We start from the raw sequence: 26,278 nt of genomic DNA on the forward strand, positions 1-26,278 counted from the left end.
TTGGAGAGAGGGGCAAAGCGCGTGTGAACACGCCGGAGACACCAAAGATCGAGCCTACCATAACGAACGGTGTATATTGCCGGTCTTCAGCGGTTCGATTGCACTGACTCGATGACCCGCACGACACTGGCAAAAAGTGGATGCCCGGGCTCGAGCCCGGTGATCTCTGACGTCGCCTCTTCGGCAGTTGCCGACGAGAGCAGACCCTGCAGTCGAACTGCTTCCGGGTCACCGGCGAAGTCGAACCTCAGCGCCGCTCGCACCGCGGCGAGCAGGGCAACCGGTTCGATCCCGCGCTCTGCCAGCTGTGCAGCCGGGCCGATGAAACGCTCGTTCAGACTCAGTTTGCGAAGAGGGGCCCTGCCCACCCTTTCGACCGTGTCGGGCAGGTACGGGTTCGCGAATCGGGTGAGATTCTTCTCGAGATACGCCTCCTGCACGTCGTCGTCGAACTCGTGCTTGGCTACAAGCAGAGCCTTGGTCTCATCGAGCACGGCTTTCACCGCAACGAAGATTTCGGGAACACAGATCGCCTCGGCGATGGTCGCCACTCCCGCTAGGTACCCGAGATAGGCCGTCGCAGCGTGACCGGTGTTCACGGTGAAGAGCTTGCGCTCGATGAAGGGGGCGAGATCGGGCACGAAATGCGCCTCGGCGATCTCGGGAGGTGCTTCGCCGAACGGCCCACTCTCGATCGCCCATTCGAAGAAGTCCTCAACCGTGACGTCGAGACCCGCGTGCGGAACCTGCGCCGGCACGATGCGGTCGACGGCGGTGTTCGCGAAGACGGCCCGCCCCGAGACACCGGCGAAGGCGGCGGCACCGAGCTCGGAGACGATGTGCTCCCGCAGGGCATCCGTCGCGTTGATGGCGTTCTCGCAGGCCATGACCTGCAGCGGCGGCAGCGAATCGGCTCGGGCGTCGAGCGCCCGGGCGATGAGCGGCGCGATGAAGCGCAGGATGCTCGGCCCCACAGCCGTCGTGACGATGTCGGCCGTCGCTATCTCTTCAACCACGGCGTCGGTGTTGCTCGCACTGTTCAGCGCGCGGTAGTTGCCGACCGTCCAGGTCTTCGGTGCCATGCCCACCTCGAACACCTGGTAACTGCTCGATGCTGCCAACGCATCGATGAGTTCGGCATTGACGTCGGCGAACACCACTTCGTAGCCGGCATTGTGCAGGATCAGCCCAACAAATCCGCGGCCGATGTTCCCTGCTCCGAAATGTACGGCTTTCACGAAGTTCTTCCTTTTCTAATCGTCGTTCACATCAGCGAGGAGAGCGAAGACTGCCTCGTCACTGGGTGCCTTCAACAGCTTCTCGACCTCGTCTTCATCGCTGAAGATGATGGCGATCTTCGACAGGATGTCGAGATGACCGCCGTCTTTTCCGGCGATGCCGACAACGAACCGCACCTCTTCGCCGTTCCAGTCGATCGGCTTGGCGTACCGCACGAACGAGAGCGCCGAGGCGAGAATCGCATCTTTGCCCTCGTTCGTGCCATGTGGTATTGCCAGATAGTTGCCCATGTACGTGGAGACAGAAGCCTCACGCTCGAGCATCGACTCCAGGTACCCGTTCGACACGGCACCTACAGCAAGCAGGAGGTCGTTCGCTTCAGCGATCGCCTCTTCCTTGGTGGTGGCAGAGCCGTTGATCTTGATCGAGTTCAGGGTGAGTACGGTGTCGCTCATGAGACTGCTGTTCTCCTTCTGACGTTGCTACGCCTTTTGGTTGTGGCTCTGGTTCTGCAGAAGCCCGACGATCTCGTCGTACTTCGGGCTCGACATGAAATTCTCCACAGAGACATGTTCTGCACTGGGCGACTGCTGCCGGGCCCGCGCCGTCAGATCCTGGTGAGTGATCACCAGGTCGATGTCGTCGGTCAGGTTGCTGATCGCCTTGTTGACCACAGTAACGTCAGTGATGCCCGCCTTCTTGATCTTGTTGCGAAGAACAGAGGCGCCCATCGCACTCGACCCCATTCCCGCGTCGCAGGCGAACACGATGTTGTGGATGGCCGAGAGGTTCTGGGCTTCCTGGATGCGTTCGACCTCTTCGGCTGACTCGAAACCACCCTGGGCGGCCATGGCCTTGAGAGCGACATCTTCGTTTGCCAGGCCATCTGCCTGCAGGTGGGAGAGAACAGAACTCGACTTGCCCTTGTTGGCCTCGGTCTGCGCGATGGCCGCGCTGAGGTCGCCAGCGTTCTCGTTTGCGAGGTCACGCTTGCGGGTCGCCCGCAGAATGACAGCCGTCACCAGGAACGACACCGAAGCGGAGAGGATGACCGAGAGGATGACGCCGACATAGCTGTCAGGCGCGGTCTGGATCAACACGGCGATGATGCTGCCGGGCGAAGCGGGTGCCCTGAGCCCCGTCTGGAACAGAACGTTGACGAACACGCCCGTCATGCCGCCGAGGATCGCTGCGATGATCGTCATCGGCTTCATCAGCACATACGGGAAGTAGATCTCGTGGATGCCGCCGAAGAACTGGATGATGAATGCGCCAGGGGCGCTCGCCTTGGCAAGACCGACACCGAAGATCGCAAAGGCCAGCAGGATTCCGGCGCCGGGGCCGGGGTTCGCCTCGATCAGGAACAGGATGCTCTTGCCGTTCTCGGCGACCTGCTGGACTCCCAGCGGGGTGAACACACCGTGGTTGATCGCGTTGTTGAGGAAAAGCACCTTTCCCGGCTCGACCAGGATGCTCGCCAGCGGCAGCAGCGAAAGGGAGACGAGCCAGTTCACGGCCGACTCGAGTGCGGCACTCAACGCGGTGATCAGCGGAGCCACCAGGAAGAACCCGGCGATCGCAAGAATCGCACCCAGAATACCGGCAGAGAAGTTGTCGACGAGCATCTCGAAGCCGGGCTTGACCTTGTTCGCCCAGATCTTGTCGACCTGCTTCATGATCCATGCCGCCAGCGGCCCCATGACCATCGCGCCGATGAACATGGGAACGGGGCTGCCCACGATGACACCCATGGTCGCCACAACGGCGACGACACCGCCTCGCGTGCTGTAGATCATCCGGCCACCCGTGTTCGCGATGAGCAGGGGCAGAAGGTACGTGATCATCGGGCCGACGAGACCGACGTTCTCGGTACCGTCAGCGTTCGGGAACCCGCCGACGACCGGAACCAGGATGCCGAACTGCGCCAGCCAGCCGGTCTTGATGAACAGGGCCGTGATGAGACCCCACGCGATGAACGCGGCGATGTTCGGCATGACCATTCCGCTGAGGAAGGTACCGAACCGCTGAACGGCGACCCTGGCACCCCCTGGCTTTGTGGCAGCGCCCGGGCCGCTGGTCTGTGGTTGTGACAACGTTGTCATTGCCGTGCTCCTTCATTGTGAGTGGGTGTTTCAGGGTGGGATTGTGAATCTGAGAGGGCCTCAACCACAGCGGCCTTGGCTTCGAAAGCCGAGTTCGCCGCGAGCGCGACCATGGCGAACTGCTGGGCCTGCTCGAGGGAGTAGAGCGCGAGTTCGCCCCTCACATCGGCGAGGGCAGCTGGCGACATCGACAGGCTCGTCACGCCGAGGCCGACCAGCACGACGGCCAACAGCGGGTCTGCTGCCGCCTCGCCGCACACGCCGACGGGCTTGCCGAGTGCTGCTCCGGCCCGACCGACTTCTCCGACGAGTCGAAGCACGGCCGGGTGCCAGGGATCCTGGAAGGCGGCCACCGACCCGAGGAGTCGGTCTGCAGCGAGGGTGTACTGGGTGAGGTCGTTGGTGCCGATGCTCGCAAAATCCGCGTCGGCGAGAATCCGGTCGGCCAGTAGCGCCGCTGACGGAACTTCGACCATGACGCCGAGCGTCTGGAGCCCGAGTTCACGCCCGAGGCCGGTGAAGTACCGGGTCTCCTCGACAGTCGAGACCATGGGCGCCATCACCCAGAGATCGGCATCGGTGACGGCAGCCGCGTTGGCGAGCGCCGTGAGCTGGTCCCGCAGGATCTGCTCGTTCGCCCTCAATGCCCGCAAGCCTCGGAGCCCGAGCGCGGGATTCTCTTCAGCAGCGTCATTCAGAAAGCTCAGCGGTTTGTCGGCGCCAGCGTCGAGTGCCCGGACGACGACCTTCTTGCCGGCGAACGCTGAGAGCAGCGCGGTGTACTCGGCCTGCTGTGCCGCGACCGTGGGAGCTTCAGTCTGGTCGAGAAAGAGGAACTCGGTGCGAAAGAGCCCGACGCCCTCAGCGCCCTTGGCAACGGCGTCGGCCGCTGCCGCTGCAGAACCCAGATTGGCCAGCAGCGGAATCAGCGTGCCGTCTGCCATCGTGCCGGCGCCCGTGAGGGCCGTCGTGCGAGTGCTCCGCTCGAGGAGGTCCGCGTGCGCCGCTGCCACCTCGTCGTCGATCGGTGAGGCGACGATCGTGCCGGTGGCGGCGTCGACGATGACCAGCTCGCCCTCGCGAAGCTCAGCTGCGCCCACCGCACCCACAACCGCGACGATGGCTTTGTCCCTGGCAAGGATCGCCGTGTGGGAGGTCGGGCCACCCTCGCTTGTCACGAGTGCCAGAACCGTGGTCAGATCGAGCAGAGCCGTATCCGCTGGAGCGAGGTCACGAGCGACGAGCACGAATGGATGCCCGGGGTCGGGTATTCCGGGGGCCGCAACTCCCTGCAGCCGGGCCACAGCGCGCTGGGAGATGTCGTCGAGATCGGTTGCCCGCTCGGCCATGTACCCGCCCATACCCACCAGGAGCTCGCGGAATCCGGCGAAGGCTTCGAATACAGCACGTTCAGCGGTCAGCCCACTGAGTATGCGCGCCTCGACGTCCTCCAGGAGGGTCGGGTCTTCAGCCATGTATGCCTGTGCCTGGAGAACATCGCCCGCGGTGCCGCCGGCATTCTCAGCCCTGGTGCGGATGTCCGACGCTGTGGCGGCGAGTGCCGTCGTTGCACGGGTCGATTCGGCACCCGGTGTCAGCCCGCTCGGCGAATTCGTGGGCTCCGGCAGTGGTTCGGGCATCCGTGCCACAACACCGACGGCAAGCCCCCGACCGATACCGGCACCCTGAAGGCGGCGGGTGACAGGCGCATCCATCACGGCTGCGCCCTGCTTGTCACTCAGCATCGAGGTCCCTCTCGAGTAGTGCGACGAGGTCTTCGAGAACGCTGACGGAGTCGTCACCTTCTGCGCTCAGCGTGACAGTGTCACCGCTTTCGATACCGAGCGAGATGACGCCGAGAATGCTGGCGGCATTGACCGATTTGCTTTCGGGCTTCGAGATCGTGACCTTGGCGCCCGACTTCGCGACGGCCTGGGTGAAGAGCGACGCCGGCCTGGCGTGCAGACCGTGTGTCGAGGCGATGAGTGCAGTTCGTTCCGTCATGAGAGCAGGCTTTCTGTCTGTGGGTGGTCGAAGAGAGTGAGGGCGAGGGTGAGAGCTTCGTCGTCTCCCCCGGCCGAAAAGGCCGTTGACGGCAGCAGTGCACTCGGCACACCGACGAGCCTTGCTGACGCTGCCAGCGCTGTGTACTCCGGTGCGAGATGCGGCCCGACGAGCAGGGCATCGCTGTCGGCAATGGCGGCAGCCAACTCGCTCTGGCTGGTGGCCGTGATGGTGAGCTCGAGCCCTCTCATCGCTGCCACCTTGCGCATGCGGTGAACCAGGAACGTGCTCGATGCGCCTGCGCCGCAGACCACAAGAATTCTCTTCACGTTTCTCGCCCCCTTGCGCGATCGTGCTGGTCCGTCTTGCTCTGTGCAAGAATTCGGTGCCCCTACAGGCTGTGCACAAGTAAGTGTGCGGCGGATCCACTCCTCGCTTCCAGCAGGAAACCTTCCGCCCCTGCGGAAATGTGCAAGAACATCGGGCATGCGGCCACCGACACACCGAAAGGTGTCTAGAGTTTCTCCAATGACGGGTTACACACATGGCTGACAAACGCCAACGATTGCTGGAGTACCTGGCCGAATCCTCCGGCTGGATCACCTCAGCGCAGCTGGCGGATCGCCTGGGTGTGACGACACGCAGTGTCCGGAGCTACGTCACGGCTGCAAAGTCGGCGGCTGAGCCGCTCGACATCATTGCTTCTTCGGCAGAGGGCTACCGGCTGAACCGCGAAGCCTACGCTGCGTACCTGTCGACGCGAACCCGGGCGAGCGAACCGGAGACACCCGGAGACCGGCTCTACCATGTGGTCCGCCGGTTGCTCGATGCGCCCGACGGCCTCGATCTCTACGAGCTGGCCGCACGTCTCTTCGTGAGCGATTCAACACTGGAGGCCGATCTCCGCAAGATCCGCCCTCTCCTCAGTGAGTCGAACCTCTCTCTGGGTCGCCAGGGCAGCCTGCTTCTGATCACGGGGTCCGAAGAAGATCGGCGCGCCCTCATCAGCAAGATGTTCCGCGAGGAGAGCGCCCGCGGCTTTCTCGAGATCGAGCGGATCCAGAACGAATTCGCCTCCGAGAACCTGGCCGTCTTCAAGACAGAGCTACTCGAACTGCTCGACTCCGGCGGGTACTTCATCAACGAATATGGGCTCGACAGCGTGATGCTGCACCTCGCCATCGCGGTCGACCGCATCTCAAAAGACCAGTTCCTCGAGTCGGCCAGCGCACCGGTGCCCGGCCAGTCCGACGTTGCCGCGGGCATCCTGACGCTCGTCGACCGGCACTTCGGAGTGTCGTTGCCGAACGCCGACCTCGATCACATCGTGCTCCTGCTCACGACACGGGTGATCACGCCGGGGCATGACCTGCCCGCTCCGGTGCAGACCGACGAACTGGGCCTCACCGACGACGTCGAATTCATCAAACTCGTAGCCAAGCAGGCCAGCGCCCAATACCTGATCGATCTCGATGACGACGAGTTCGCGGTCAGGCTCGCCCTGCACGTGCGCAACCTCGTCGCGAGAGCCAGGGTCAGCTCGTTCTCGCGAAACCCCATGACGCGCTCGATAAAGACCTCGTACCCGATGACCTATGAACTCGCGGTCTACATCGCCAGCGAGATCCAGCAGCGCGAGAGCATCACGATCAACGACGATGAGATCGCATACATCGCCCTGCATGTCGGTTCGCACCTCGAACGCCAGGCCCGGCGAGAAGAAATGGTGACCTGCACCCTCGTCTTCCCGAACTACCACGACATCCACCTGATGATGTTGCGCCGGCTCGAGCATGCGCTCGGAGACCAGGTACGCGTCGACAAGATCATCACACGCACCGATATCGACCGCAGCGAGATCTCGACTGACTTGGTGATCACGACCGTCCCTGCGCTGGCACTGACCGAGAACGTCGTGCTCGTTCAACCGTTTCTCACCGACGCCGACGTCGAGAGCATCCGCAAGGCAGCAAACCGCGTGAGGCGTGGCCAGCGACGCAGGCAGCTCAAAGACGAACTGCTCCTGTACTTCAGCGAAGATCAGTTCGTGCGGAATCTGCGGGCAACATCAGAAGCAGACATGATCCGCCAGCTGGGCGAACGGATGCTCGAGGCAGGGATCATCGACAACGACTACATCGAAGCGGCCATCACGCGCGAGCGGATGTCGTCGACGGCGTTCACCGATTCCGTCGCCGTGCCCCATTCGATGCTGATGACCGCAAACAGAACGGCGATCGCGATCGCCCTGAACGACACTCCGATGGCCTGGGGCGAGAACCGGGTCAGCGTGGTGGCGCTGATCGCGTTCAGCAGCAACGGGCGCAACTCATTCCAGACGGTCTTCGACCAGTTCGTCGAAGTCTTCTCTGACCATGACGACGTGCAACAGCTCGTGCGGGCGTCCCCGGACTTCACGTCGTTCATCGAACAGCTCGTGCACCTGATGGACGCGTAGGGCATCCAGCGGGCACTCTGCGCCCACGCGGACTGTGCTCAGGAAATCGGAACCGGGCGGACGCCAAGGGGCGCCAGCTTCGATGCGCCACCGTCCGCTGCGGTCAGCACCCAGATCCCGCCGGCGTGCACGGCGACGGAATGCTCCCAATGAGCGGACATGCTGCCGTCTGCAGTGGCGACAGTCCAGTCATCGTCGAGGGTCAGCGTGTCGATGCTTCCTGAGGTCACCATGGGCTCGATGGCCACCACGAGCCCGGGCCTCACAGCGGGGCCCTTTGCGCGCACCCGATAGTTGTAGACCGGTGGATCCTCGTGCATGCTCCGCCCGATTCCATGACCGATGTAGTCGGTCAGAATGCCGAACTCGCCCTGGGAGTCGATGTACTCCTCGATGGCTGCACCGACCTCATTGAGATGCTTCGCCGAGGCGAGCCGGGCGATGCCGTGCCACAGCGATGCTTCAGTGACGTCGCTGAGGTGATGGCGTGGGCCTGACATGGCCGGGCTTGCACCGGGAACGACTACGGTGATCGCGGAATCCCCGCTCCAGCCGCCCACATCGGCACCCGAGTCGATCGACACGATGTCTCCGGGCTCGAGGGGCCGGTCATCCGGGATGCCGTGCACGACGTTCTCATTGACCGACGCACAGATGGTGTGACGGTAACCGGGCACCATCTGGAAATTGGACCGCCCGCCGAGGGCGCGGATGGCGGCGTCGGCGATCGAATCGAGCTCGAGGGTGGTGACGCCAGGCCTGATGGCCTCGCGCACCGCATCGAGTGAGGCGAGGGTCGCGAGGCCCGGCGCGACCATCAGCCGGAGCTCGTCGGGAGTCTTGTAGATCGATGTGCGAAAAGCCATGGGATCAGGTGACTGGGCGGTGTCGCGTCAGGCCACTGGCTGGGCGAGGCCCCGCGCAGTGAGGGCCGACACAATGCGTCCCGTGACATCGTCGACGGCGCCGAGGCCATCGACCTCGACAACCAACCCTCGGGCAGTGTAGATCGAGATCAATGGTGCTGTCTGCTCTTCGTAGACCTCGAAGCGGTGCCGGATGACGTCGACCGTGTCGTCGCTGCGCCCCTGCTCGATGGCACGTTTCGACAACCGCGTGACGATCTCGTCTTTCTCGGCGACAATCAGAACGACCACGTCGAGCGCGTGACCACTCTGGGCCAGGATGTCATCGAGTTCGTCGACCTGCGCGCTCGTGCGGGGGTAACCGTCGAGCAGGAACCCGTCGGACACGTCTGCATCGTTCAGACGACTTCTCACAAGGTCATTCGTGAGACTGTCGGGTACGTACTTACCTGCGTCCATGAACTGTTTGGCCTGGAGGCCGAGCTCGGAGCCCTGTTCGACGTTCGCCCGGAAGATATCGCCGGTCGATATCGCCGGGATTCCGTAGGCCGCAGAGAGCCGCACTGCCTGCGTACCCTTGCCTGCCCCGGGTGGCCCGATCAGGAGCATTCGTGTCATCGCAGGAGTCCTTCATAGTGACGCTGCTGGAGTTGCGAATCGATCTGTTTGACTGTCTCGAGGCCGACACCGACGATGATCAGGATCGAGGCACCACCGAAGGGGAAGTTCTGGTTGGCTCCGACGAGCGAATACGCAATGAGGGGAACGAGCGCGATGATGCCGAGATAGAACGAACCGGGAAGCGTGATTCGCGTCAGCACATAGTCGAGATATTCAGCTGTCGGACGACCCGCACGGATACCCGGAATGAAGCCACCGTACTTCTTCATGTTGTCGGCCACCTCTTCAGGGTTGAAAGTGATCGCCACATAGAAGTACGTGAACCCGACGATGAGCAGGAAGTACAGGAGCATGTAGAGCGGGTGATCGCCCTTGGTGAGGTAGTTCGTGACCCACGTCACCCAGGCTGCTGGTTCCTGGCCGGCCGCGGGCTGGTTGAACTGCGCAATCAGTGCCGGCAGGTACAGCAGCGACGACGCGAAGATGACGGGCACAACTCCGGCCATGTTCACCTTGATGGGAATGTAGGTGTTGTTGCCACCGTAGGTTCGTCTGCCGACCATGCGCTTGGCATACTGCACGGGTATTCGTCTCTGCGACTGTTCGACGAAGACGACAGCGGCCATGATTATCAGGCCGATGGCGATCACGAAGACCAGGATCTCGATGCCCTGCTGCTGCGCGATGGCGCCGAGCGAGTTCGGGAATCGTGCCGCGATCGACGTGAAGATCAGCAGCGACATTCCATTGCCGATGCCGCGCTCTGTGACAAGCTCACCCATCCACATGATGAGGCCGGTTCCAGCGGTCATGGTGATGACCATCAGCAGAATCGCGTACCAGGCGTCGTTGGTGATCAGCTGCGTGCACTGGGTCGTCGTGCTTGTGCCGAACAGTGCGCCACTTCGCGCAACCGTGATCAGCGTTGTCGACTGCAGGACACCGAGCGCGATGGTGAGGTAGCGCGTGTACTGGGTCAGCTTGCTCTGGCCGGCCTGGCCCTCTTTGTAGAGGGTCTCGAAGTGGGGAATAACCACTCGGAGGAGCTGGACGATGATCGACGCGGTGATGTACGGCATGATGCCGAGCGCGAAGATCGAGAGCTGGAGCAGGGCCCCACCACTGAAGAGGTTCACCAGCTCGTACAGGCCCGAGGTGTTCTGGTTGGCTGACAGGCAGGCCTGTACGTTGCCGAAGTCGACGAAGGGGGCGGGGATGAAGGATCCCAGCCTGAACAGCGCGACGATGCCGAGCGTGAACAGAATTTTCCGGCGGAGATCCGGAGTACGGAAGATCCTGCCGACGGCTCTAAACAAAAAAAGGCCTCCTGCTATATGAATACGAGACGTGCCACAGCACAGCCATCACAGGAAAGAATTCCCACGAAGACTCTACTCGAACTGAGCGCTAGTTGATTCCGATCCAGGTTGCAGGGAGTTGCAATCCCGACAACCGGAGAAGAACGCGAAAGGGCGACTGCCTCAAAAGACAGCCGCCCCCACGACAAACGTGATGCGTTACTTGACCGAACCGCCGGCCGCAACAATCTTCTGCTCAGCTGAGCCGGAGACCTTGTCGACAGTGACGTTCAGTTTGACGGCGATGTCGCCGTCGCCGAGAACCTTGACCTTCTCGTTGCCCCGCACAGCACCCTTGAGGACGAGGTCGGCGATCGTGACGTCTCCCCCAGTCGGGTACAGCTCGGCAAGACGGTCGAGGTTGACGACCTGGTAGTACACCTTGAACGGGTTCTTGAACCCACGCAGCTTCGGCGTACGCATGTGCTGCGGCATCTGGCCACCCTCGAAGCCGAGACGCACGTTGTAGCGCGCCTTCGTACCCTTGGTACCACGGCCCGCGGTCTTACCCTTGGAACCTTCACCACGACCGACACGCGTGCGCGCCTTCTTCGAACCAGCGGCCGGGCGAAGGTGGTGCACCTTCAGAACCTGGTCACGGGCTTCAGCAGGCTCCGCCTTCGCCTTCGCGGGCTTGGCCTCGACGACAGCCGACTTCTCGGCCTTCGCCGCAGCGGTCTTGCTCGAAGCGGCCTTCGGCGCAGCGTCAGTCGTGCCGGTCTTGGCTGCCGAAGCGGCCTTCGCGGGTGCCTTTGCTGCAGCAGCCTTTGCTGGTGCCTTCTTTACCGGCGTTGCAGTTGCTTCTGCAGCGTCATTCTTCTCTTCAGCCATTAGTCAATCTCCTCGACTTTCACCAGGTGAGCGACGTGGCGAACGTAGCCGCGGTTCTGCGAGTTGTCTTCACGCACAACGAACTGGCCGATGCGGTGGAGGCCAAGGCTACGTAGAGTGTCGCGCTGGTCTTGCTTTTCGCTGATCTTGGATTTGATCTGCGTGATCTTGAGGCTCGTAGCCATCAGGCACCTGCCTTTGCGAGAGCTGCAGCCGAATCGGCCTCAGCCTGGGCGCGGAGCAGACGTGCGGGCACGACCTGCTCGAGCGTCAGGCCACGGCGAGCGGCAACAGCGCGCGGCTCCTCGAGCTGCTTGAGAGCCTCGACGGTCGCGTGAACGATATTGATGGTGTTCGACGACCCGAGCGACTTGCTCAGAACGTCGTGGATGCCCGCACACTCGAGTACGGCGCGCACGGGGCCACCGGCGATAACACCGGTACCTGCAGCGGCCGGACGGAGCAGGACGACACCAGCAGCCGCTTCACCCTGGACGGGGTGCGGGATGGTGTTGCCCACGCGGGGAACGCGGAAGAAGTTCTTCTTGGCTTCTTCGACGCCCTTCGAGATCGCGGTCGGCACCTCGCGTGCCTTGCCGTAGCCGACGCCCACAAGACCGTTGCCGTCACCGACGACGACGAGAGCGGTGAAGCTGAAGCGACGACCACCCTTCACCACCTTGGAGACGCGGTTGATCGTGACGACGCGCTCGAGGAACTGGCTCTTCTCAGAGTCGCGTGCTCCGCGGTCTTTGTTCGGGTTGCGTTCGCGACCGCCGCGACGAGCCTCACGAGGCTCGTTCTGCGCCGCTGGCGCTTCGGTTGTCGTTGCCGCAGCCGTGGTCGGCTCAGCGGTCGTAGCTTCTGCCACGTCAGCTTCCTTTGCGTTTTCGGTACTCACAGGTCCAATCCACCCTCTCGAGCGCCGTCGGCGACTGCTGCTACGCGCCCGGCGTAACGGTTGCCACCGCGGTCAAATACAACTGCTTCGATGCCGGCAGCCTTGGCCCGCTCTGCGACGAGCTCGCCGACTTTGTGGGCCTTTGCAGACTTGTCACCGTCGAACGTGCGCATGTCCGCTTCGAGCGTCGATGCCGACGCGAGGGTGAATCCCTTGCTGTCGTCGACGACCTGAACGAACACGTGACGGGCGGAGCGGGTGACAACGAGGCGCGGACGCGCTTCGGTGCCCTCGATCTTCTTGCGAAGACGGTCGTGGCGGCGGCCGCGTGCTGCAGCCTTGCTCTTGCCTCTGGTTCCAGTAGCCATGATTACTTACCGCTCTTTCCGGCCTTGCGACGAACAACTTCGCCGGCGTAGCGCACACCCTTGCCCTTGTAGGGCTCTGGCTTGCGCAACTTACGAATGTTTGCGGCTACTTCGCCAACGGCCTGCTTGTCGATACCACTGACAGTGAGCTTGTTGACACCCTCGACCGTGAAGCTGATGCCCGCAGGCGGCTCGACGGTGATGGAGTGGGAGTAACCGAGAGCGAACTCGACGTTCGCGCCCTTGGCAGCAACGCGGTAACCGGTTCCAACGACCTCGAGACCCTTGGTGTAACCCTGGGTGACGCCGATGATCTGGTTCGCGATGAGTGTGCGGGTGAGCCCGTGGAGCGAGCGTGATTCACGCTCGTCATCCGGACGGGTCACGAGGACCTGGCCGTCTTCGACCTTCGCCTCGATCGGAGCCTTGACGGTGAGCGCGAGCTCGCCCTTCGGGCCCTTCACTGTGACGGCCTGGCCGTCAACGGTGACCTCGACCCCAGCGGGGATCTCGATCGGCAGTCTTCCAATTCGTGACATGAGAGATCACCAAACGTAAGCGAGGACTTCCCCACCTACGCCCTTCTTTGAGGCCTGACGGTCGGTCAGGAGACCAGACGACGTCGAGAGGATTGCGACTCCGAGGCCGCCGAGAACGGTGGGAATCTCGGTCGACTTTGCGTAGACACGCAGACCCGGCTTCGAGACACGCTTGATTCCAGCGATGGAGCGCTCACGGTTGGGGCCAAATTTGAGGGAGAGCGTCAGGGTCTTGCCGACCTCTGCGTCTTTGACGTCCCACGCTGAGATGTAACCCTCAGCCTTCAGGATGTCGGCGATGTGCGACTTGAGCTTGCTGTGCGGCATTGACACGGTGTCGTGGAATGCCGAGTTCGCATTGCGCAGTCTGGTCAGCATGTCTGCGACCGGATCTGTCATTGTCATAACGGATAGTGCCTTTCTGACCTGGTTTCGACACCCTGTGCAAGGATGCCGACCTGTGGTCTCTGCCAAGGCCGGCCGAATTGCCGACCTTGGTTCACTGCGATGGAGCGGTCTTAGGAAGCGTTCTCGGCTGACTTGAACGGGAAGCCGAGCGCCTTGAGCAGCGCGCGACCCTCGTCGTCGGTCTTCGCCGTGGTCACGACGGTGATGTCGAAACCGCGAACGCGGTCGATCTTGTCTTGGTCGATCTCGTGGAACATGGACTGCTCCGTGAGGCCGAACGTGTAGTTGCCCTGGCCGTCGAACTGGCGGTCTGAGAGCCCGCGGAAGTCGCGGATTCGGGGAAGCGCGAGCGAGAGCAGGCGGTCGAGGAACTCCCAGGCACGGTCGCCACGAAGCGTGACGTGGGCGCCGATGGGCTGGCCCTCACGAAGCTTGAACTGGGCGATCGACTTGCGGGCCTTGGTGACCTGCGGCTTCTGACCGGTGATGGCGGTCAAGTCCTTGACGGCACCATCGATGATCTTGCCGTCACGGGCTGCCTCACCGACACCGGTGTTCACGACGACCTTGATGAGGCCAGGAACCTGGTGGATGTTCGTGAAGCTGAAGTCCTTTGTGAGCTGGGGAATGATCTCGTTCTTGTACTTCTGCTTCAGGCGGGGCTGGATTTTGCCAGCGACCGCTGCAGTTGTGGTGTCAGTCATTACAGGTCCTTACCTGACTTCTTGGCGTAGCGAACGCGAACGTTCTTGGTGACGCCGTCTTTGGTGACCTGCTCGACGCGGAAGCCGACGCGAGTGGGCTTCTTGGTCTCGGGGTCGATGAGTGCGACGTTCGACACGTGGATCGGGGCCTCGACGGTCTCGATGCCACCGGTCTTGGTGCCGCGCTGGGTCTGGCCGACACGAACGTGTTTCTTGACGAAGTTGATTCCTTCGACGATGACACGGTTCTTCTCGACCTGGACCTCGATGACGCGACCCTGCTTGCCGCGGTCTCCGCCGCGGGCCTGGGTTGCGCCGGTGATGACCTGGACGAGGTCACCCTTCTTGATGTTCGCCATGATTAAATAACCTCCGGTGCCAGCGAGATGATCTTCATGAACTTCTTGTCGCGAAGCTCGCGGCCGACGGGGCCGAAGATGCGGGTACCACGGGGGTCACCGTCAGCCTTCAGGATCACTGCGGCGTTCTCATCGAACTTGATGTACGAACCGTCTACGCGACGGGTCTCCTTCTTGGTGCGAACGATGACCGCCTTGACGACGTCACCCTTCTTGACGTTGCCGCCGGGGATGGCATCTTTGACGGTCGCCACGATGATGTCACCGAGGCCGGCGTAACGACGGCCTGAGCCACCGAGGACGCGAATCGTCAAGAGCTCCTTGGCACCGGTGTTGTCGGCAACCTTGACTCGTGATTCCTGCTGAAGCATTTTCTACTCTTCCTAATCGAGAGGTCTGGTAAGCGCGCGGCGCTTACTTGGCCTTTTCGAGAATCTCGACCAGGCGCCAGCGCTTGGTGGCGCTCAGCGGACGGGTCTCGGAGATGAGCACCAGGTCGCCGATGCCGGCGGAGTTGGCCTCGTCGTGGACCTTCACCTTGGAGGTGCGGCGGATGACCTTGCCATACAGCGGGTGCTTCACGCGGTCTTCGACCTCAACGACGATGGTCTTCTCCATCTTGTCGCTGGTGACGTAGCCACGACGGGTCTTGCGGTAGCCACGCTCGTGATCGGGCGCGGCAACAGTCTCGACGGTTGCAGCTGACGCTGCCTCAGTCTTAGCCATTATTTGGCCTCCTCAGTTGTCTCTTCGGTGACGACCTCGGCCTCAGCTTCGGGCGCCTCTTCGACAGGAGCGGCCTTCGCCTTGCGGGTCTTCTTGGGTGCTGCCTCTACAGGAGCGACCTCCACGGCGACGGGCGTGGCACGGATGCCCAGCTCGCGTTCGCGAACGATCGTGTAGATGCGAGCGATGTCACGCTTGACGGCGCGCAGGCGGCCGTGGCTCTCGAGCTGGCCGGTGGCCGACTGGAAGCGCAGGTTGAACAGCTCTTCCTTGGCCTTGCGCAGCTCTTCTGCAAGACGTGAATCTTCGAATGTGTCGAGCTCGACGGGGGTGAGCTCCTTAGAACCGATCGCCATTATGCGTCGCCCTCCTCGCGCTTGATGATGCGTGCCTTCAAAGGCAGTTTGTGAATTGCACGGGTGAGTGCCTCACGAGCGACGACGTCAGAGACACCGGAGAGCTCGAAGAGTACACGACCTGGCTTGACGTTCGCGATCCACCACTCGGGGCTACCCTTACCGGAACCCATGCGGGTTTCGGCCGGCTTCTTGGTCAGCGGGCGGTCGGGGTAGATGTTGATCCACACCTTCCCGCCACGCTTGATGTGACGCGTCATCGCGATACGAGCGGACTCGATCTGGCGGTTGGTCACGTAAGCCGGGGTCAGGGCCTGGATGCCCCATTCACCGAATGACACTGTCGTGCCACCGGTCGCCTGGCCACTGCGGCCGGGGTGGTGCTGCTTGCGGTGCTTGACTCTGCGGGGAATCAACATAGTTAGGCCTCAACTCCTGCTGCTGCCACGGGGGCTGCGTCTGCCTTCGGCGCGTCGGAACGCGGAGCCGAAGAACGCGGCGGGCGACGGTCGTCGCCACCACGGCGGTCGTCACGACGCTCGGGGCGCGATGACTTCTGGTTGGCCTGCTCGCGGGCAAGCTCCTTGTTGGTGATGTCACCCTTGTAGATCCAGACCTTCACACCGATACGGCCGAACGTCGTCTTGGCTTCGTAGAAGCCGTAGTCGATGTTGGCGCGCAGCGTGTGCAGAGGTACACGACCTTCGCGGTAGAACTCAGAGCGGCTCATCTCTGCACCGCCGAGGCGGCCGGAGACCTGGATACGCACACCCTTGACCGTCGGGGTGCGCTGGGCGCCCTGGAGACCCTTGCGCATCGCACGGCGGAACGCCACACGAGCAGACAGCTGCTCAGCGATGCCCTGGGCGACGAGCTGAGCCTCAGCCTCGGGGTTCTTGACCTCGAGGATGTTCAGCTGGATCTGCTTCTTGGTGAGCTTCTCGAGGTCGGAGCGGATGCGCTCTGCCTCGGCGCCGCGGCGACCGATCACAATGCCGGGACGGGCAGTGTGGATGTCGACACGAACGCGGTCACGGGTGCGCTCGATCTCGATGCGGGCAACGCCTGCACGGTCGAGTGACTTGGTGAGCAGGTTACGGATCTTGACGTCTTCTGCAACGAAGTCGGCGTAACGCTGGCCGGGCTTGGTGCTGTCGGAGAACCACCGCGACACGTGGTCGGTCGTGATACCCAGACGGAAGCCGTAGGGGTTTACTTTCTGGCCCATTACTTCTTTCCTGCCTTCTGTGAACCCTTGACAACTGCTTCGGTCTCATCAGGCGTGGAGAGAACCACGGTGATGTGACTGGAGCGCTTCAGGATCTGGAATGCGCGTCCCTGTGCACGGGGCTGGAACCGCTTGAGGGTCGTACCCTCATCGACGAATGCCGCCGTGACGAACAGGTCCTGCTCGTCGAGGTAGCTGTTGCTTGCATCGGCCTTGACCTTCGCGTTCGCAATCGCCGAGGCGACGAGCTTGTAAACAGGCTCACTCGCTCCCTGCGGGGCGAACTTCAGGATTGCCAGGGCCTCCATGGCCTGCTTGCCGCGAATCAAGTTGACGACGCGACGAGCTTTCATGGGGGTGACGCGGATGTGACGCACGCGTGCGATCGACTCCACCATTACTCTCCTCCTTTTCGCCACCGCGTTAGCGGCGACGACCCTTCTTGTCGTCTTTCACGTGGCCGCGGAAGGTACGCGTCGGCGAGAACTCGCCGAGCTTGTGACCGACCATGGTCTCGGTGATGAACACCGGAATGTGCTTGCGACCGTCGTGAACGGCGATCGTGTGGCCCAGCATGGCTGGGATGATCATGGACCGGCGTGACCAGGTCTTGATGACGTTCTTCGAACCGGCTTCGTTCTGTACGACCACCTTGCGAAGCAGGTGGTCATCAACGAAGGGGCCCTTCTTGAGACTGCGTGGCATCTTCTCGACTCCTACTTACGCTTCTTGCCGACGTTGCGGCGACGAACGATGAGCTTGTCGCTCTCTTTGTTGGGGTGGCGGGTGCGGCCCTCTTTTTGACCCCACGGGCTGACCGGGTGGCGACCACCGGAGGTCTTGCCCTCACCACCACCGTGTGGGTGGTCGACAGGGTTCATGGCGACGCCTCGAACGGTCGGGCGGACGCCCAACCAGCGCTTGCGGCCGGCCTTGCCCCAGTTGATGTTCGACTGCTCGGCGTTGCCGACCTCGCCGATCGTCGCGCGGCAGCGCGCATCCACATTGCGGATCTCACCGGAAGGCAGACGAAGCTGTGCGTAGGGGCCATCTTTCGCCACGAGGCGAACGGATGCACCAGCTGAGCGTGCCATCTTGGCACCGCCGCCCGGCTTCAGTTCGATCGCGTGGATGACGGTACCGACGGGGATGTTCTTCAGCGGGAGGTTGTTTCCCGGCTTGATGTCCGCGCCGGCGCCAGACTCGATGATGTCGCCCTGGCTCAGCTTGTTCGGAGCGATGATGTACCGCTTGGTTCCGTCGACGAAGTGAAGCAGCGCGATGCGAGCCGTGCGGTTGGGGTCGTATTCGATCTCAGCGACCTTGGCGTTGACGCCGTCTTTGTCGTTGCGACGGAAGTCGATCACGCGGTACTGGCGCTTGTGGCCACCACCGATGTGACGCGTCGTGATGCGGCCGGCGTTGTTGCGCCCACCGGTCTTGGGCAGGGGGCGAAGCAGCGACTTCTCGGGAGTGGTGCGCGTGATCTCTGCAAAGTCTGCAACTGAAGAACCGCGACGACCCGGAGTAGTCGGCTTGTATTTGCGAATAGCCATGTTTTTATCCTCTGGATTCCGACTTAGCCAACAGCCGTGAAGATGTCGATGGTGCCGGACTTGAGGGTCACAATGGCACGCTTGGTGTCTTTGCGCTTTCCCAGTCCGAACTTGGTGCGGCGGGTCTTGCCCTGCTTGTTCAGCGTGTTGACCGAAGCCACCTCGACGCTGAAGATCTTCTCGATGGCGAGCTTGATCTCGGTCTTATTCGAGTCGGGCGAGACGATGAAGGTGTACTTACCCTCGTCGATCAGTCCATAGCTCTTCTCGGAGACGACCGGCGAGATGATGACATCGCGGGGGTCCTTGTTGTTGCCGCTCATGCTGCAACCTCAGCCTTCGTGTTAGTGGTCTTCGACGCGATGAAGCCGTCGATTGCGCCCTTGGTGAAGACGATGTCGTCACTCACCAGAACGTCGTAGGCATTCAGCTGGTCATACGTCAGGACGTGGATCTCGGGAACGTTGCGGACACTCTTCACAGCGATGTCGTCACCGCGCTCCACAACCACGAGAACGTGCTTGCTGGTTGCGATCTGCTCGAGCAGGGCGATGGCCGTCTTGGTCGAGGGCACAGGGCCGAGCGTCAGCGAGTCGACGACGTGCACGCGGCTGCCGCGGGCGCGGTCGGAAAGTGAACCCAGCAGTGCTGCCGCGATCATCTTCTTCGGGGTGCGCTGGTCGTAGCTGCGCGGCGTCGGGCCGTGCACGATGCCACCACCGGTCATCTGGGGAGCACGGATCGATCCCTGGCGGGCGCGACCGGTTCCCTTCTGCTTGAACGGCTTGCGGCCGGCACCGGAGACCTCGCCACGGCGCTTGACCTTGGAGGTACCCTGGCGGGCGGCAGCGAGCTGCGCGACAACGACCTGGTGGATGAGCGGGATGTTGGTCTGCACATCGAAGAGCTCAGCGGGAAGGTCGACTGTGCCGGCCTTCTTGCCCTGGGCGTCGATGATGTCGACAGTAGTTGCGTCGGCCATGAGCTACGCCCCCTTCACTGCGGTGCGAACGAAAACGAGACGGCCACGGCCGCCGGGAACGGCGCCCTTGACCAGAATGAGGTTCTTCTCTGCGTCTACAGAGTGAACGACGAGGTTCAGCACGGTCACGCGCTCTCCACCCATACGACCGGCCATGCGCATGCCCTTGAAGACACGGCTCGGGGTCGAGGAAGCACCGATGGAACCGGGCTTGCGGTGGTTGCGGTGCGAACCGTGGGACGAGGAGACACCCTTGAAGTTGTGACGCTTCATCACACCGGCGAAACCCTTGCCCTTGCTGGTGCCGACGACGTCGACCTTCTTGCCGGCTTCGAAGATGCCGTCGACGGTGAGTTCCTGGCCGACGGTGTATTTAGCAGCGTCAGCCGTGCGGATCTCGGTGACGTGGCGGCGAGGCGTGACGCCTGCCTTGTCGAAGTGACCGGTGAGGGGCTTGTTCACCTTGCGGGGGTCGATCTGGCCGCCGGCGATCTGAATCGCTTCGTAGCCGTCGACCTCGGGGGTGCGAATCTGGGTGACGACGTTCGGGGTGACCTGAACGACGGTGACGGGAATGAGACGGTTCTGTTCGTCCCACACCTGGGTCATGCCGAGCTTGATGCCGAGCAGACCTTTGGAAGTCTTTGTTGTGGTTGCCATCAGTCGACCCCTACAGCTTGATCTCGATGTTGACATCGGCAGGAAGGTCGAGGCGCATCAGCGAGTCGACAGCCTTGGGCGTCGGGTCGATGATGTCGATGAGGCGCTTGTGAGTGCGCTTCTCGAAGTGCTCGAAGCTGTCTTTGTACTTGTGGGGTGAACGGATGACCGCGATGACGTTCTTCTCCGTCGGCAGCGGCACAGGGCCGACTACGGTTGCACCAGCACGAGTGACTGTGTCGACGATCTTGCGCGCCGAGCTGTCGATGACCTCGTGGTCATACGACTTAAGTCGAATGCGGATCTTTTGTCCCGCCATGTTTGACTCATCTCTCTTGTCTTGCGTCGTACGCCCGGGCTGAGTTAGCCCTGGTCGCATTGGACGCGCTTACCACTGTTTTTCTTTCAATTCCCCCGACTGGGCCAGGCACACACGACCGCGCAGCTGCGAACAGTGCGCATCAGAAGATGCGATTCTGAGGGGGATTTGTGAAGCTTCGTTCTGCTACCCGCGGCCTAGCCCTACAAGACCTGAAGGCCTATAGCTATGCACTGCCTGGTAGTGATGCGGGCACAGTTCACTCGCAATACCGAACTAGAAGATTCTGCCACACCGGGAAGGCTCATGCAACCCGGGCGTGTCGCGGCGGCGTGTCGCGCCAATAAAGGGAAGAAGGCCCGCGAGCGCACTAGGCGACAGCAGCCGTGGATCGAGTACGCCGATGCCAATCGACCGCGGCGAACACACCCGAGGCAAGGGCCAGAACACCGACAAGCGGCACAATGATTTCGATCGACGCCGCCAGCCCCAGTGCGGTCGCCAGGGCTCCTGCACCGATCGCGGTGAGCGCCTGAAATACGTACGAGAACAGGTAGAGGGCAGAAAGGGTGGCTCCGCGGTGCGCAAGCAGGCTCGTTCGGCCGATCAACTGCAGCCCGCCCATGAACGCCAGCGAATAGCCGGCGCCGCCGACGACGCACCACACCAGGAACAGACCGATCGAACCGGAACGTGTCATGATCTCGAGCACAGTGAGTCCGGCCAGCGACAATAGTGCGCCGAGAATCACTGCAATGTGAGTGTGGATGCGCTGGAGTGCGATCGCGGTGGCCCCGATCATGACCGACGAGACTGCCAGCAGCAATCCGACGACAAGGAGGTCTGTAGTTTCAGCGAGATCGCGAGCGATCGATGCTCCGAGCGACAGGAATACAGCACCAACGGAGTACGCCAGGGACACCGAGAGGGTGGCGGCGACAAACACGCGCACAGTGCCGCGTGGAACGCGGATGGGCTGTGGGCGCCAGGCTGGGCGGGCATCCTCTGCATCAGCTGGCATCACGAAGACGACAGCGAACACGACCGCGCTCAGCACCGACAACACCAGGAAGCTCAGCCCTTGCGGCCAGACAGCGTACTGGGCGAGCGTTCCCGACACGAGAAGGGCGAGCGTCAACCCGAGAGCAGTGCTGGCCGTCGTGAGCGAACTGGCGAGACGAGCATTCGACGAAGTGTTGTTCTCGACGAGGGATGCACTGGCTGCACCCAGCGCGAACGCGGTACCCATACCCTGCAACGCTCGGCCAGCGTAGAGCCAGCCGACATTCGGGGCGAATGCGAAGATCACACCCGACACAAGAATGAGCCCGATTCCGATGAGCATGGCCTGCCGCCTGCCGATCGAATCGGAGATGTTGCCGACGACGAGCAGCCCCCCGAGGAGCACGACCGGGTACGTCGCGAAGATCGTCGTGATCACGGTCGACGTGAGGTGCCACTCCGCAGCGTACGTCGGGTAGAGCACCGAGGGCGCGCCACTGGACCAGAGGCACAAGGCCAATACTGCTGCCGAGGCCCAGAAGCTGCCCCTGCGTGAAGATCTCGTGATCGTCTGTGCCATGGCTGAACTCTACCCATCTCAGTTGGAATTGCCAATCTAGCTGGCTGGTTCTATCGTTAAGGCGTGGTCACTCCGACGAATTCCCGGCCGAAGAAAGAACATCACTGCTCCATCCACCGCAGTCTCGACCTGGTGGGCGAGAAGTGGTCGCTGCTCATCGTGCGCAACGCCCTGCGCGGAGAGAGCCGGTTCTCTCAGTTGCGCGACAATCTGGGCATCCCGAGCGACATCCTGGCTGCCCGGCTCGCGTCGCTGGTCGACGCTGGAGTACTCGAACGCCGGTCATACCGGGAGCAGGGTGAGCGCGAGCGCTTCAGCTACCACCTGACGGAGCAGGGCTTCGCCCTCAAGACCGTGCTCGTCGCCCTGCAGGAGTGGGGAGACGAATTCTCGCCCAACCCGGGAGGGCGGGTCTCATTGACCCGGGATACGAGCACAGGCCAGCACGCATCGCTGGCCTTCGTCGGCGACGACGGCTCGGTACTCGACGCGCAGAACGTATCGCTCGTACCCGGGCCGGCCGCGACCATCTCCTGGTGACGGACGAAGCGCTGCCGGGCATCCGTGGCTCAGCCGAGCAGCCAGCCGTTCTCCTCGGCGATTCGTGCGGCATCTGCGCGGCTGCGTGCGGCGGTCTTACCGATGGCGCTGGAGAGATAGTTGCGCACGGTTCCCTCGGAGAGAAACAATTCTGCGGCAATCTCTGCAACGAGGCCACGACTCGTTCGGCCTTGACCGGCAGCGAGCGGCAGGCCGGTGGTCCATAGGATGCTGATCGGAAAGGCCAGCCACAACAGTCCCACGGTCGAACCGAGGTACCACGCACGGGGTCCCCTTCGGGCATCTGCGCCACCGGAATCGGTGGCACGGATGTTCGACGTCGATTCGCCTGCAGCCATTGCTCAGACCCGTTTCGTATCGCGGCGGAACATGCGAGCCGCGGCCAGCCCGAAGATCACGCCCCATGCCAGCACATTCACGAGGGCCCACCAGTCGAAACCGTTGCCGAGCAGAGGGCTTCTCGCGATCGCACCGACGCCATACGCCGGGGTGAACTTCGCGATGTCCTGCAGCACCTGGGGCAGCACTTCGAGGGGTACGAAAAGGCCACCGAAGAGTGCGAGGAAGGCCAGCAGCGGACCGAGGATCTGCATGACGTTCTCGCTGGGTACGAGGTAGCCCACGAAAAGACCCAGCGTGGCGAACACCATTGAGCCGATCCAGGCCACGAGGCCGGAGAGAATCCACACCTGCAGCGGCATCGTGATGCCCATGACGAGCCCGGCGGCAAACACCGCGAGAACGGCGATCAGTCCCAGGAACATAGCCGAGAGCATCTTGATGCTGATGTAGGCGGCTGGACGCAGGGGCGTCAGTCTGAGCTGGCGGCTCCACCCCTGAGCGCGCTCCACCGCGACCATTCCGCCACCGCTCGTAGCCGCGATCATTGCACCGTACACGGCAAAGCTGATCATGACGTAGGCCGCATAGCTGTACCCGGTCGTGCCCAGCGGATCGTTCTTGTTGGGCAGAGCGAAGAGCACCAAGAAGATGATCGGCATGACGATGGTGAAGACGAGCGTGCGTCGATTGCGCAGCACGCGCCTGATCTCGAGCACGAGGAAGGTGACATTGAACCCGCCGAGGGGCGGAATGCGGCGCTCGATGCGGCTGCGGTCAGTGGGTGGGGGTGCGATTGTCATGAGAGTGTCCCGGTGGAATCGGTTCGGCTGGTGAATGAGGTTCGGTCGCCGCTCTGGGGCAGGGTGGCTTTGGATGACGTCAATGCGACGAAGGCGTCTTCAAGGTTGTGCGACGCTATTTCGAGGTCGCGGGCATCCGTCTGGGTGAGGAGGTAGCGGGCTACAGCATCTGAGTCACTGGCATGGATGAGCACGGACTCGCCACGGTCTTCGATGCCGTCGACGCCGGGCATCGCCGCCACCTCTGCCCGGTCGAGATTCGACACTGTGGCGCGAACAGTCCGGCCCGATGCGAGATTCTTGATCTCAGCGGCGGTTCCGTCGGCCACGATCTCGCCCTCACGCATCAGCACGATGCGGTCAGCATAGGCGTCGGCTTCTTCGAGATAGTGCGTTGCGAAGATGACCGTTCTGCCGGTTGCCGCATCGGCGCGGATGGCGTTCCAGAAGTCGCGGCGGCCCTCCACATCCATGCCCGTGGTCGGCTCATCGAGGATGAGAAGATCGGGGTCTGGCAGCAGGGCGAGCGCGAAGCGCAGGCGCTGCTGTTGCCCGCCCGAACACTTGCCCACTCGGCGGTCGCCGATGCTCAGGATGCCCGCCCGCTCGAGTACCTCGTCGGCTGGCCTCGCTCCGGGGAAGAGTGTCGCGGTCAGGAGCACGGTCTCGCGCACGGTGAGGTCGCGGAGCAGGCCACCGGTCTGCATGACGGCGGCCACCTGGCCACGAGCGATTGCCAGGTGAGGCGCCATGCCGTAGATCGTGATCTCACCAGCGTCTGGCTTGCTGAGGCCGAGGATCATGTCGATCGAACTCGTCTTGCCTGCCCCATTCGGGCCGAGGAGGGCGACCACCTCGCCGGGCTTCACGCGGAGGTCGACGTTGGTGACGGCGCGGACTCGACCGAACGATTTCGTGACGCCGCGCAAGGCGACTGCGTCGTGCTTGGTCAATGAGTCGACCCGGGAGTTCACAGCGGAGATGTGTGCCATGCAATGATCATCTCGCGTTCGAGGCAAGCAGGCCTCACCCGAACGTCACGTCTCGGCTGTGACATTTGTCACATGTGGGCCAAGGAGTGGCGCACGTCCGTATGCGAGACGCAATGGTCCACCGTTGGCGGGCCAGCGCTCACCAAGCACGCAGGCCCGCCGCTTGCGGCCACACAGCTGAGCAAGCGATACGACGACGCCGAAGAAACGCGCATGGGTTGCGGGGCCGCAGCCCGGGCGGCATCTGGGCGCATGGGCTCCGGTCGCGCATCCGTTCTATTCGTAGAGCAGGTTCCGCAGCTCGGTCTCAGCTGAACCCAGGCGGGCCGGGTCGATAGTGACGCCGTCGGTGAACTTGTCGATCACACGGGGGTCTACGTAGCTCTTGCGAGCAATCGATGGCGTATTGCTGAGCACAGCTGAGGCGTCGCGCATACTCTGCGCAATCGCGCGCTTGCGCGCTGATTCAGAATTCTGGGGCCCTGCTTTCGCGAGGCTGACTGCCGCAGCGATCGTGCCGTGCAGTGTGCGGAAGTCTTTTGCCGTGAAGTCTCCCCCGGTCTGCTCCCGCACGTACACGTTGATCTCTGCGGCATCGAGTGGGCGCCACACCGAACGATGCTTCAGCGGAGCGTCCGCGGGTGTCGAGCGAGACAGTGTCTCGCTGCGATAGGCGAGAAGGTGGGCATTCGCCCCTCGCCGCTTGAGTCCGGCAATGACGCGCGCAAGCTCGGCGTCGTGGATGTCTGACTCCCAGGGCTGCCCACTCTTCGCGGGAAATTCCAAATGCACATCATCTCCGCTGACCCTCACGTGGCCGCAGAGCAGAGTCGACAGGCCGAAGCTGCCGTGCTCCTGGGCGTATCGTTCGCTGCCGACGCGCAGGGAGCCCTGGTCGAGCATCCGGAATGCCGCTGCCAACGCCCGCTCTCGGTCGGGTTGCTCGCGCCGAAGATCGATCGTCACCTTGCGACGCGCCGTCGGCAGTGCTTCAGCGAGCATGAGAGCACGGTCGAACTTGATGCGATCCTTCTGTTCGCGCCAGGTGGGGTGGTAGATGTACTGGCGGCGCCCCGCCGTATCGATTCCGGTGGCCTGGATGTGCCCGTTTGCATGCGGCGCGATCCACACGTCAGTCCAGGCTGGCGGAATCGCGAGCTGTTCGATTCGCGAGCGAAGGTCTGGATCGGTCAACGTGCTTCCGTCGGGATGCTTGTACATGAACCCTGTGCCGGAACCCATCCGTCGGAACCCGCTGCCTGAGGAGTCGCTGCGTCTAAGTCTCACCACTGGACTACGGTACCTGCCAGCGCCAGAGGCACTCCACTCGCCCGGAGGGGCTTGACGGAGGGGTATCTACCATTCGTGAGGCCCCTGCAGTCAGCTTGCGACCGGTGCGCAGGACTCAACTCGGCG

35 protein-coding genes and 1 pseudogene are annotated in these 26,278 nt (G+C 62.7%); 2 read left to right on the forward strand and 34 right to left on the reverse strand.

The window, feature by feature from the left end:
- Positions 1-86: 86 nt before the first annotated feature.
- Genes KPL76_RS00870 through KPL76_RS00890 form a run of 6 tightly spaced genes read right to left on the reverse strand, consistent with a single transcriptional unit; the run spans position 87 to position 5,674 of the window.
- A complete protein-coding gene (locus KPL76_RS00870; protein ID WP_216334488.1) occupies positions 87-1,238 on the reverse strand; it encodes a mannitol-1-phosphate 5-dehydrogenase in 1,152 nt (383 codons plus the stop codon).
- 15 nt (positions 1,239-1,253) lie between these two features.
- The gene (locus KPL76_RS14645; protein WP_253202093.1) at positions 1,254-1,694 is read right to left on the reverse strand and encodes a PTS sugar transporter subunit IIA; all 441 of its coding nucleotides are present in this window, start codon (positions 1,692-1,694) and stop codon (positions 1,254-1,256) included.
- 27 nt (positions 1,695-1,721) lie between these two features.
- Positions 1,722-3,341: a PTS mannitol transporter subunit IICB gene (locus tag KPL76_RS00875; RefSeq protein WP_253202094.1), complete on the reverse strand. Its 1,620-nt coding sequence runs from the start codon at positions 3,339-3,341 to the stop codon at positions 1,722-1,724.
- Positions 3,338-5,086, reverse strand: a complete 1,749-nt coding sequence (gene ptsP / locus KPL76_RS00880) for a phosphoenolpyruvate--protein phosphotransferase (RefSeq protein WP_253202277.1) — start codon at positions 5,084-5,086, stop codon at positions 3,338-3,340. The genes KPL76_RS00875 and ptsP overlap by 4 nt, the downstream gene beginning before the upstream one ends.
- Positions 5,076-5,345 (reverse strand): HPr family phosphocarrier protein, encoded by a 270-nt coding sequence (locus KPL76_RS00885; protein ID WP_216334489.1) that lies wholly within the window; start codon positions 5,343-5,345, stop codon positions 5,076-5,078. The genes ptsP and KPL76_RS00885 overlap by 11 nt, the downstream gene beginning before the upstream one ends.
- The gene (locus KPL76_RS00890; protein WP_216334490.1) at positions 5,342-5,674 is read right to left on the reverse strand and encodes a PTS sugar transporter subunit IIB; all 333 of its coding nucleotides are present in this window, start codon (positions 5,672-5,674) and stop codon (positions 5,342-5,344) included. The genes KPL76_RS00885 and KPL76_RS00890 overlap by 4 nt, the downstream gene beginning before the upstream one ends.
- A gap of 215 nt (positions 5,675-5,889) precedes the next feature.
- Here KPL76_RS00890 and KPL76_RS00895 point away from each other — a divergent pair, with 215 nt between their 5' ends.
- Positions 5,890-7,803 (forward strand): BglG family transcription antiterminator, encoded by a 1,914-nt coding sequence (locus KPL76_RS00895; RefSeq protein WP_216334491.1) that lies wholly within the window; start codon positions 5,890-5,892, stop codon positions 7,801-7,803.
- Positions 7,804-7,841: 38 nt separating this feature from the next.
- On the opposite strand, the gene map is transcribed toward KPL76_RS00895, so the two are convergent.
- The 24 genes from map to KPL76_RS01015 form a co-directional block, all read right to left on the reverse strand.
- Positions 7,842-8,669 carry a type I methionyl aminopeptidase gene (gene map / locus KPL76_RS00900; protein WP_216334492.1) on the reverse strand — a complete coding sequence of 276 codons (828 nt, stop codon included), beginning with the start codon at positions 8,667-8,669 and terminating at the stop codon, positions 7,842-7,844.
- 27 nt (positions 8,670-8,696) lie between these two features.
- Positions 8,697-9,287, reverse strand: coding sequence for an adenylate kinase (locus KPL76_RS00905; RefSeq protein ID WP_216334493.1), 591 nt, complete (start codon positions 9,285-9,287; stop codon positions 8,697-8,699).
- Complete coding sequence (gene secY, locus KPL76_RS00910; protein ID WP_205107269.1) at positions 9,284-10,606, reverse strand: preprotein translocase subunit SecY; 1,323 nt, start codon at positions 10,604-10,606, stop codon at positions 9,284-9,286. Before secY ends, KPL76_RS00905 begins: the two co-directional genes overlap by 4 nt.
- Before the next feature lie 201 nt (positions 10,607-10,807).
- Complete coding sequence (rplO, locus tag KPL76_RS00915; protein ID WP_216334494.1) at positions 10,808-11,479, reverse strand: 50S ribosomal protein L15; 672 nt, start codon at positions 11,477-11,479, stop codon at positions 10,808-10,810.
- Positions 11,479-11,664: a 50S ribosomal protein L30 gene (rpmD, locus tag KPL76_RS00920; protein ID WP_104242488.1), complete on the reverse strand. Its 186-nt coding sequence runs from the start codon at positions 11,662-11,664 to the stop codon at positions 11,479-11,481. The genes rplO and rpmD overlap by 1 nt, the downstream gene beginning before the upstream one ends.
- Positions 11,664-12,350, reverse strand: coding sequence for a 30S ribosomal protein S5 (gene rpsE, locus KPL76_RS00925; protein ID WP_205107264.1), 687 nt, complete (start codon positions 12,348-12,350; stop codon positions 11,664-11,666). The genes rpmD and rpsE overlap by 1 nt, the downstream gene beginning before the upstream one ends.
- A gap of 26 nt (positions 12,351-12,376) precedes the next feature.
- Positions 12,377-12,748 carry a 50S ribosomal protein L18 gene (gene rplR, locus KPL76_RS00930; protein WP_104242484.1) on the reverse strand — a complete coding sequence of 124 codons (372 nt, stop codon included), beginning with the start codon at positions 12,746-12,748 and terminating at the stop codon, positions 12,377-12,379.
- A 2-nt stretch (positions 12,749-12,750) separates the two neighbouring features.
- Entirely contained in the window at positions 12,751-13,287 is a 537-nt protein-coding gene (rplF, locus tag KPL76_RS00935; protein WP_216334495.1) for a 50S ribosomal protein L6, read from the reverse strand.
- 6 nt (positions 13,288-13,293) lie between these two features.
- Positions 13,294-13,692: a 30S ribosomal protein S8 gene (gene rpsH / locus KPL76_RS00940; protein ID WP_205107260.1), complete on the reverse strand. Its 399-nt coding sequence runs from the start codon at positions 13,690-13,692 to the stop codon at positions 13,294-13,296.
- Between the two features lie 113 nt (positions 13,693-13,805).
- Positions 13,806-14,399, reverse strand: a complete 594-nt coding sequence (gene rplE / locus KPL76_RS00945) for a 50S ribosomal protein L5 (RefSeq protein WP_216334496.1) — start codon at positions 14,397-14,399, stop codon at positions 13,806-13,808.
- Positions 14,399-14,758: a 50S ribosomal protein L24 gene (rplX, locus tag KPL76_RS00950; protein WP_205107255.1), complete on the reverse strand. Its 360-nt coding sequence runs from the start codon at positions 14,756-14,758 to the stop codon at positions 14,399-14,401. The genes rplE and rplX overlap by 1 nt, the downstream gene beginning before the upstream one ends.
- Before the next feature lie 2 nt (positions 14,759-14,760).
- Positions 14,761-15,129, reverse strand: coding sequence for a 50S ribosomal protein L14 (gene rplN / locus KPL76_RS00955; protein WP_205107253.1), 369 nt, complete (start codon positions 15,127-15,129; stop codon positions 14,761-14,763).
- A 43-nt stretch (positions 15,130-15,172) separates the two neighbouring features.
- Complete coding sequence (gene rpsQ, locus KPL76_RS00960; protein WP_216334497.1) at positions 15,173-15,484, reverse strand: 30S ribosomal protein S17; 312 nt, start codon at positions 15,482-15,484, stop codon at positions 15,173-15,175.
- On the reverse strand, positions 15,484-15,840 hold the full coding sequence (gene rpmC, locus KPL76_RS00965; protein ID WP_216334498.1) for a 50S ribosomal protein L29: 357 nt from the start codon (positions 15,838-15,840) through the stop codon (positions 15,484-15,486). The genes rpsQ and rpmC overlap by 1 nt, the downstream gene beginning before the upstream one ends.
- On the reverse strand, positions 15,840-16,259 hold the full coding sequence (gene rplP, locus KPL76_RS00970; protein WP_136641104.1) for a 50S ribosomal protein L16: 420 nt from the start codon (positions 16,257-16,259) through the stop codon (positions 15,840-15,842). The genes rpmC and rplP overlap by 1 nt, the downstream gene beginning before the upstream one ends.
- A gap of 2 nt (positions 16,260-16,261) precedes the next feature.
- Positions 16,262-17,068, reverse strand: coding sequence for a 30S ribosomal protein S3 (gene rpsC, locus KPL76_RS00975; RefSeq protein ID WP_216334499.1), 807 nt, complete (start codon positions 17,066-17,068; stop codon positions 16,262-16,264).
- Positions 17,068-17,466 carry a 50S ribosomal protein L22 gene (rplV, locus tag KPL76_RS00980; RefSeq protein ID WP_216334500.1) on the reverse strand — a complete coding sequence of 133 codons (399 nt, stop codon included), beginning with the start codon at positions 17,464-17,466 and terminating at the stop codon, positions 17,068-17,070. The genes rpsC and rplV overlap by 1 nt, the downstream gene beginning before the upstream one ends.
- 25 nt (positions 17,467-17,491) lie before the next feature.
- Positions 17,492-17,773, reverse strand: coding sequence for a 30S ribosomal protein S19 (gene rpsS / locus KPL76_RS00985; RefSeq protein ID WP_104242462.1), 282 nt, complete (start codon positions 17,771-17,773; stop codon positions 17,492-17,494).
- 11 nt (positions 17,774-17,784) lie between these two features.
- The gene (rplB, locus tag KPL76_RS00990) at positions 17,785-18,624 is read right to left on the reverse strand and encodes a 50S ribosomal protein L2 (RefSeq protein ID WP_205107241.1); all 840 of its coding nucleotides are present in this window, start codon (positions 18,622-18,624) and stop codon (positions 17,785-17,787) included.
- Positions 18,625-18,647: 23 nt separating this feature from the next.
- Positions 18,648-18,947 carry a 50S ribosomal protein L23 gene (gene rplW / locus KPL76_RS00995; RefSeq protein WP_216334501.1) on the reverse strand — a complete coding sequence of 100 codons (300 nt, stop codon included), beginning with the start codon at positions 18,945-18,947 and terminating at the stop codon, positions 18,648-18,650.
- Complete coding sequence (rplD, locus tag KPL76_RS01000; protein ID WP_205107237.1) at positions 18,944-19,606, reverse strand: 50S ribosomal protein L4; 663 nt, start codon at positions 19,604-19,606, stop codon at positions 18,944-18,946. Before rplD ends, rplW begins: the two co-directional genes overlap by 4 nt.
- A gap of 3 nt (positions 19,607-19,609) precedes the next feature.
- On the reverse strand, positions 19,610-20,266 hold the full coding sequence (gene rplC / locus KPL76_RS01005; protein WP_216334502.1) for a 50S ribosomal protein L3: 657 nt from the start codon (positions 20,264-20,266) through the stop codon (positions 19,610-19,612).
- Positions 20,267-20,276: 10 nt separating this feature from the next.
- Positions 20,277-20,585, reverse strand: a complete 309-nt coding sequence (rpsJ, locus tag KPL76_RS01010) for a 30S ribosomal protein S10 (protein ID WP_104242452.1) — start codon at positions 20,583-20,585, stop codon at positions 20,277-20,279.
- A gap of 370 nt (positions 20,586-20,955) precedes the next feature.
- Positions 20,956-22,167 carry an MFS transporter gene (locus KPL76_RS01015; protein ID WP_216334503.1) on the reverse strand — a complete coding sequence of 404 codons (1,212 nt, stop codon included), beginning with the start codon at positions 22,165-22,167 and terminating at the stop codon, positions 20,956-20,958.
- Between the two features lie 63 nt (positions 22,168-22,230).
- Between KPL76_RS01015 and KPL76_RS01020 the strand changes: the two genes are divergently transcribed.
- The gene (locus KPL76_RS01020) at positions 22,231-22,707 is read left to right on the forward strand and encodes a helix-turn-helix domain-containing protein (protein ID WP_253202095.1); all 477 of its coding nucleotides are present in this window, start codon (positions 22,231-22,233) and stop codon (positions 22,705-22,707) included.
- 29 nt (positions 22,708-22,736) lie between these two features.
- Here KPL76_RS01020 and KPL76_RS14650 read toward each other — a convergent pair.
- From KPL76_RS14650 to KPL76_RS01040, 4 genes and pseudogenes are all read right to left on the reverse strand, one after another.
- A pseudogene (locus tag KPL76_RS14650) lies at positions 22,737-22,910 on the reverse strand (LuxR C-terminal-related transcriptional regulator); the annotation flags it as partial.
- A 159-nt stretch (positions 22,911-23,069) separates the two neighbouring features.
- Positions 23,070-23,870, reverse strand: a complete 801-nt coding sequence (locus tag KPL76_RS01030) for an ABC transporter permease (protein ID WP_216334505.1) — start codon at positions 23,868-23,870, stop codon at positions 23,070-23,072.
- Entirely contained in the window at positions 23,867-24,862 is a 996-nt protein-coding gene (locus tag KPL76_RS01035; protein WP_216334506.1) for an ABC transporter ATP-binding protein, read from the reverse strand. Before KPL76_RS01035 ends, KPL76_RS01030 begins: the two co-directional genes overlap by 4 nt.
- Before the next feature lie 276 nt (positions 24,863-25,138).
- Positions 25,139-26,149 carry a DNA topoisomerase IB gene (locus KPL76_RS01040; protein WP_216335850.1) on the reverse strand — a complete coding sequence of 337 codons (1,011 nt, stop codon included), beginning with the start codon at positions 26,147-26,149 and terminating at the stop codon, positions 25,139-25,141.
- Positions 26,150-26,278 lie beyond the last annotated feature (129 nt).

It is taken from the genome of Subtercola sp. PAMC28395, from assembly GCF_018889995.1.
In the GTDB taxonomy this organism is placed as follows: Bacteria; Actinomycetota; Actinomycetes; order Actinomycetales; family Microbacteriaceae; genus Subtercola.

Coding starts and splice junctions, on each gene's coding strand:
- KPL76_RS14645 (WP_253202093.1), bottom strand. CDS start 1,694: ATGAGCGACACCGTACTCACCCTGAACTCGATCAAGATCAACGGCTCT.
- KPL76_RS00875 (WP_253202094.1), bottom strand. CDS start 3,341: ATGACAACGTTGTCACAACCACAGACCAGCGGCCCGGGCGCTGCCACA.
- ptsP (WP_253202277.1), bottom strand. CDS start 5,086: ATGCTGAGTGACAAGCAGGGCGCAGCCGTGATGGATGCGCCTGTCACC.
- KPL76_RS00885 (WP_216334489.1), bottom strand. CDS start 5,345: ATGACGGAACGAACTGCACTCATCGCCTCGACACACGGTCTGCACGCC.
- KPL76_RS00895 (WP_216334491.1), top strand. CDS start 5,890: ATGGCTGACAAACGCCAACGATTGCTGGAGTACCTGGCCGAATCCTCC.
- map (WP_216334492.1), bottom strand. CDS start 8,669: ATGGCTTTTCGCACATCGATCTACAAGACTCCCGACGAGCTCCGGCTG.
- KPL76_RS00905 (WP_216334493.1), bottom strand. CDS start 9,287: ATGACACGAATGCTCCTGATCGGGCCACCCGGGGCAGGCAAGGGTACG.
- rplO (WP_216334494.1), bottom strand. CDS start 11,479: ATGGCTGAAGAGAAGAATGACGCTGCAGAAGCAACTGCAACGCCGGTA.
- rpmD (WP_104242488.1), bottom strand. CDS start 11,664: ATGGCTACGAGCCTCAAGATCACGCAGATCAAATCCAAGATCAGCGAA.
- rplR (WP_104242484.1), bottom strand. CDS start 12,748: ATGGCTACTGGAACCAGAGGCAAGAGCAAGGCTGCAGCACGCGGCCGC.
- rplF (WP_216334495.1), bottom strand. CDS start 13,287: ATGTCACGAATTGGAAGACTGCCGATCGAGATCCCCGCTGGGGTCGAG.
- rpsH (WP_205107260.1), bottom strand. CDS start 13,692: ATGACAATGACAGATCCGGTCGCAGACATGCTGACCAGACTGCGCAAT.
- rplE (WP_216334496.1), bottom strand. CDS start 14,399: ATGACTGACACCACAACTGCAGCGGTCGCTGGCAAAATCCAGCCCCGC.
- rplX (WP_205107255.1), bottom strand. CDS start 14,758: ATGGCGAACATCAAGAAGGGTGACCTCGTCCAGGTCATCACCGGCGCA.
- rplN (WP_205107253.1), bottom strand. CDS start 15,129: ATGCTTCAGCAGGAATCACGAGTCAAGGTTGCCGACAACACCGGTGCC.
- rpsQ (WP_216334497.1), bottom strand. CDS start 15,484: ATGGCTAAGACTGAGGCAGCGTCAGCTGCAACCGTCGAGACTGTTGCC.
- rpmC (WP_216334498.1), bottom strand. CDS start 15,840: ATGGCGATCGGTTCTAAGGAGCTCACCCCCGTCGAGCTCGACACATTC.
- rplP (WP_136641104.1), bottom strand. CDS start 16,259: ATGTTGATTCCCCGCAGAGTCAAGCACCGCAAGCAGCACCACCCCGGC.
- rpsC (WP_216334499.1), bottom strand. CDS start 17,068: ATGGGCCAGAAAGTAAACCCCTACGGCTTCCGTCTGGGTATCACGACC.
- rplV (WP_216334500.1), bottom strand. CDS start 17,466: ATGGTGGAGTCGATCGCACGCGTGCGTCACATCCGCGTCACCCCCATG.
- rpsS (WP_104242462.1), bottom strand. CDS start 17,773: ATGCCACGCAGTCTCAAGAAGGGCCCCTTCGTTGATGACCACCTGCTT.
- rplB (WP_205107241.1), bottom strand. CDS start 18,624: ATGGCTATTCGCAAATACAAGCCGACTACTCCGGGTCGTCGCGGTTCT.
- rplW (WP_216334501.1), bottom strand. CDS start 18,947: ATGAGCGGCAACAACAAGGACCCCCGCGATGTCATCATCTCGCCGGTC.
- rplD (WP_205107237.1), bottom strand. CDS start 19,606: ATGGCCGACGCAACTACTGTCGACATCATCGACGCCCAGGGCAAGAAG.
- rplC (WP_216334502.1), bottom strand. CDS start 20,266: ATGGCAACCACAACAAAGACTTCCAAAGGTCTGCTCGGCATCAAGCTC.
- rpsJ (WP_104242452.1), bottom strand. CDS start 20,585: ATGGCGGGACAAAAGATCCGCATTCGACTTAAGTCGTATGACCACGAG.
- KPL76_RS01015 (WP_216334503.1), bottom strand. CDS start 22,167: ATGGCACAGACGATCACGAGATCTTCACGCAGGGGCAGCTTCTGGGCC.
- KPL76_RS01030 (WP_216334505.1), bottom strand. CDS start 23,870: ATGACAATCGCACCCCCACCCACTGACCGCAGCCGCATCGAGCGCCGC.
- KPL76_RS01035 (WP_216334506.1), bottom strand. CDS start 24,862: ATGGCACACATCTCCGCTGTGAACTCCCGGGTCGACTCATTGACCAAG.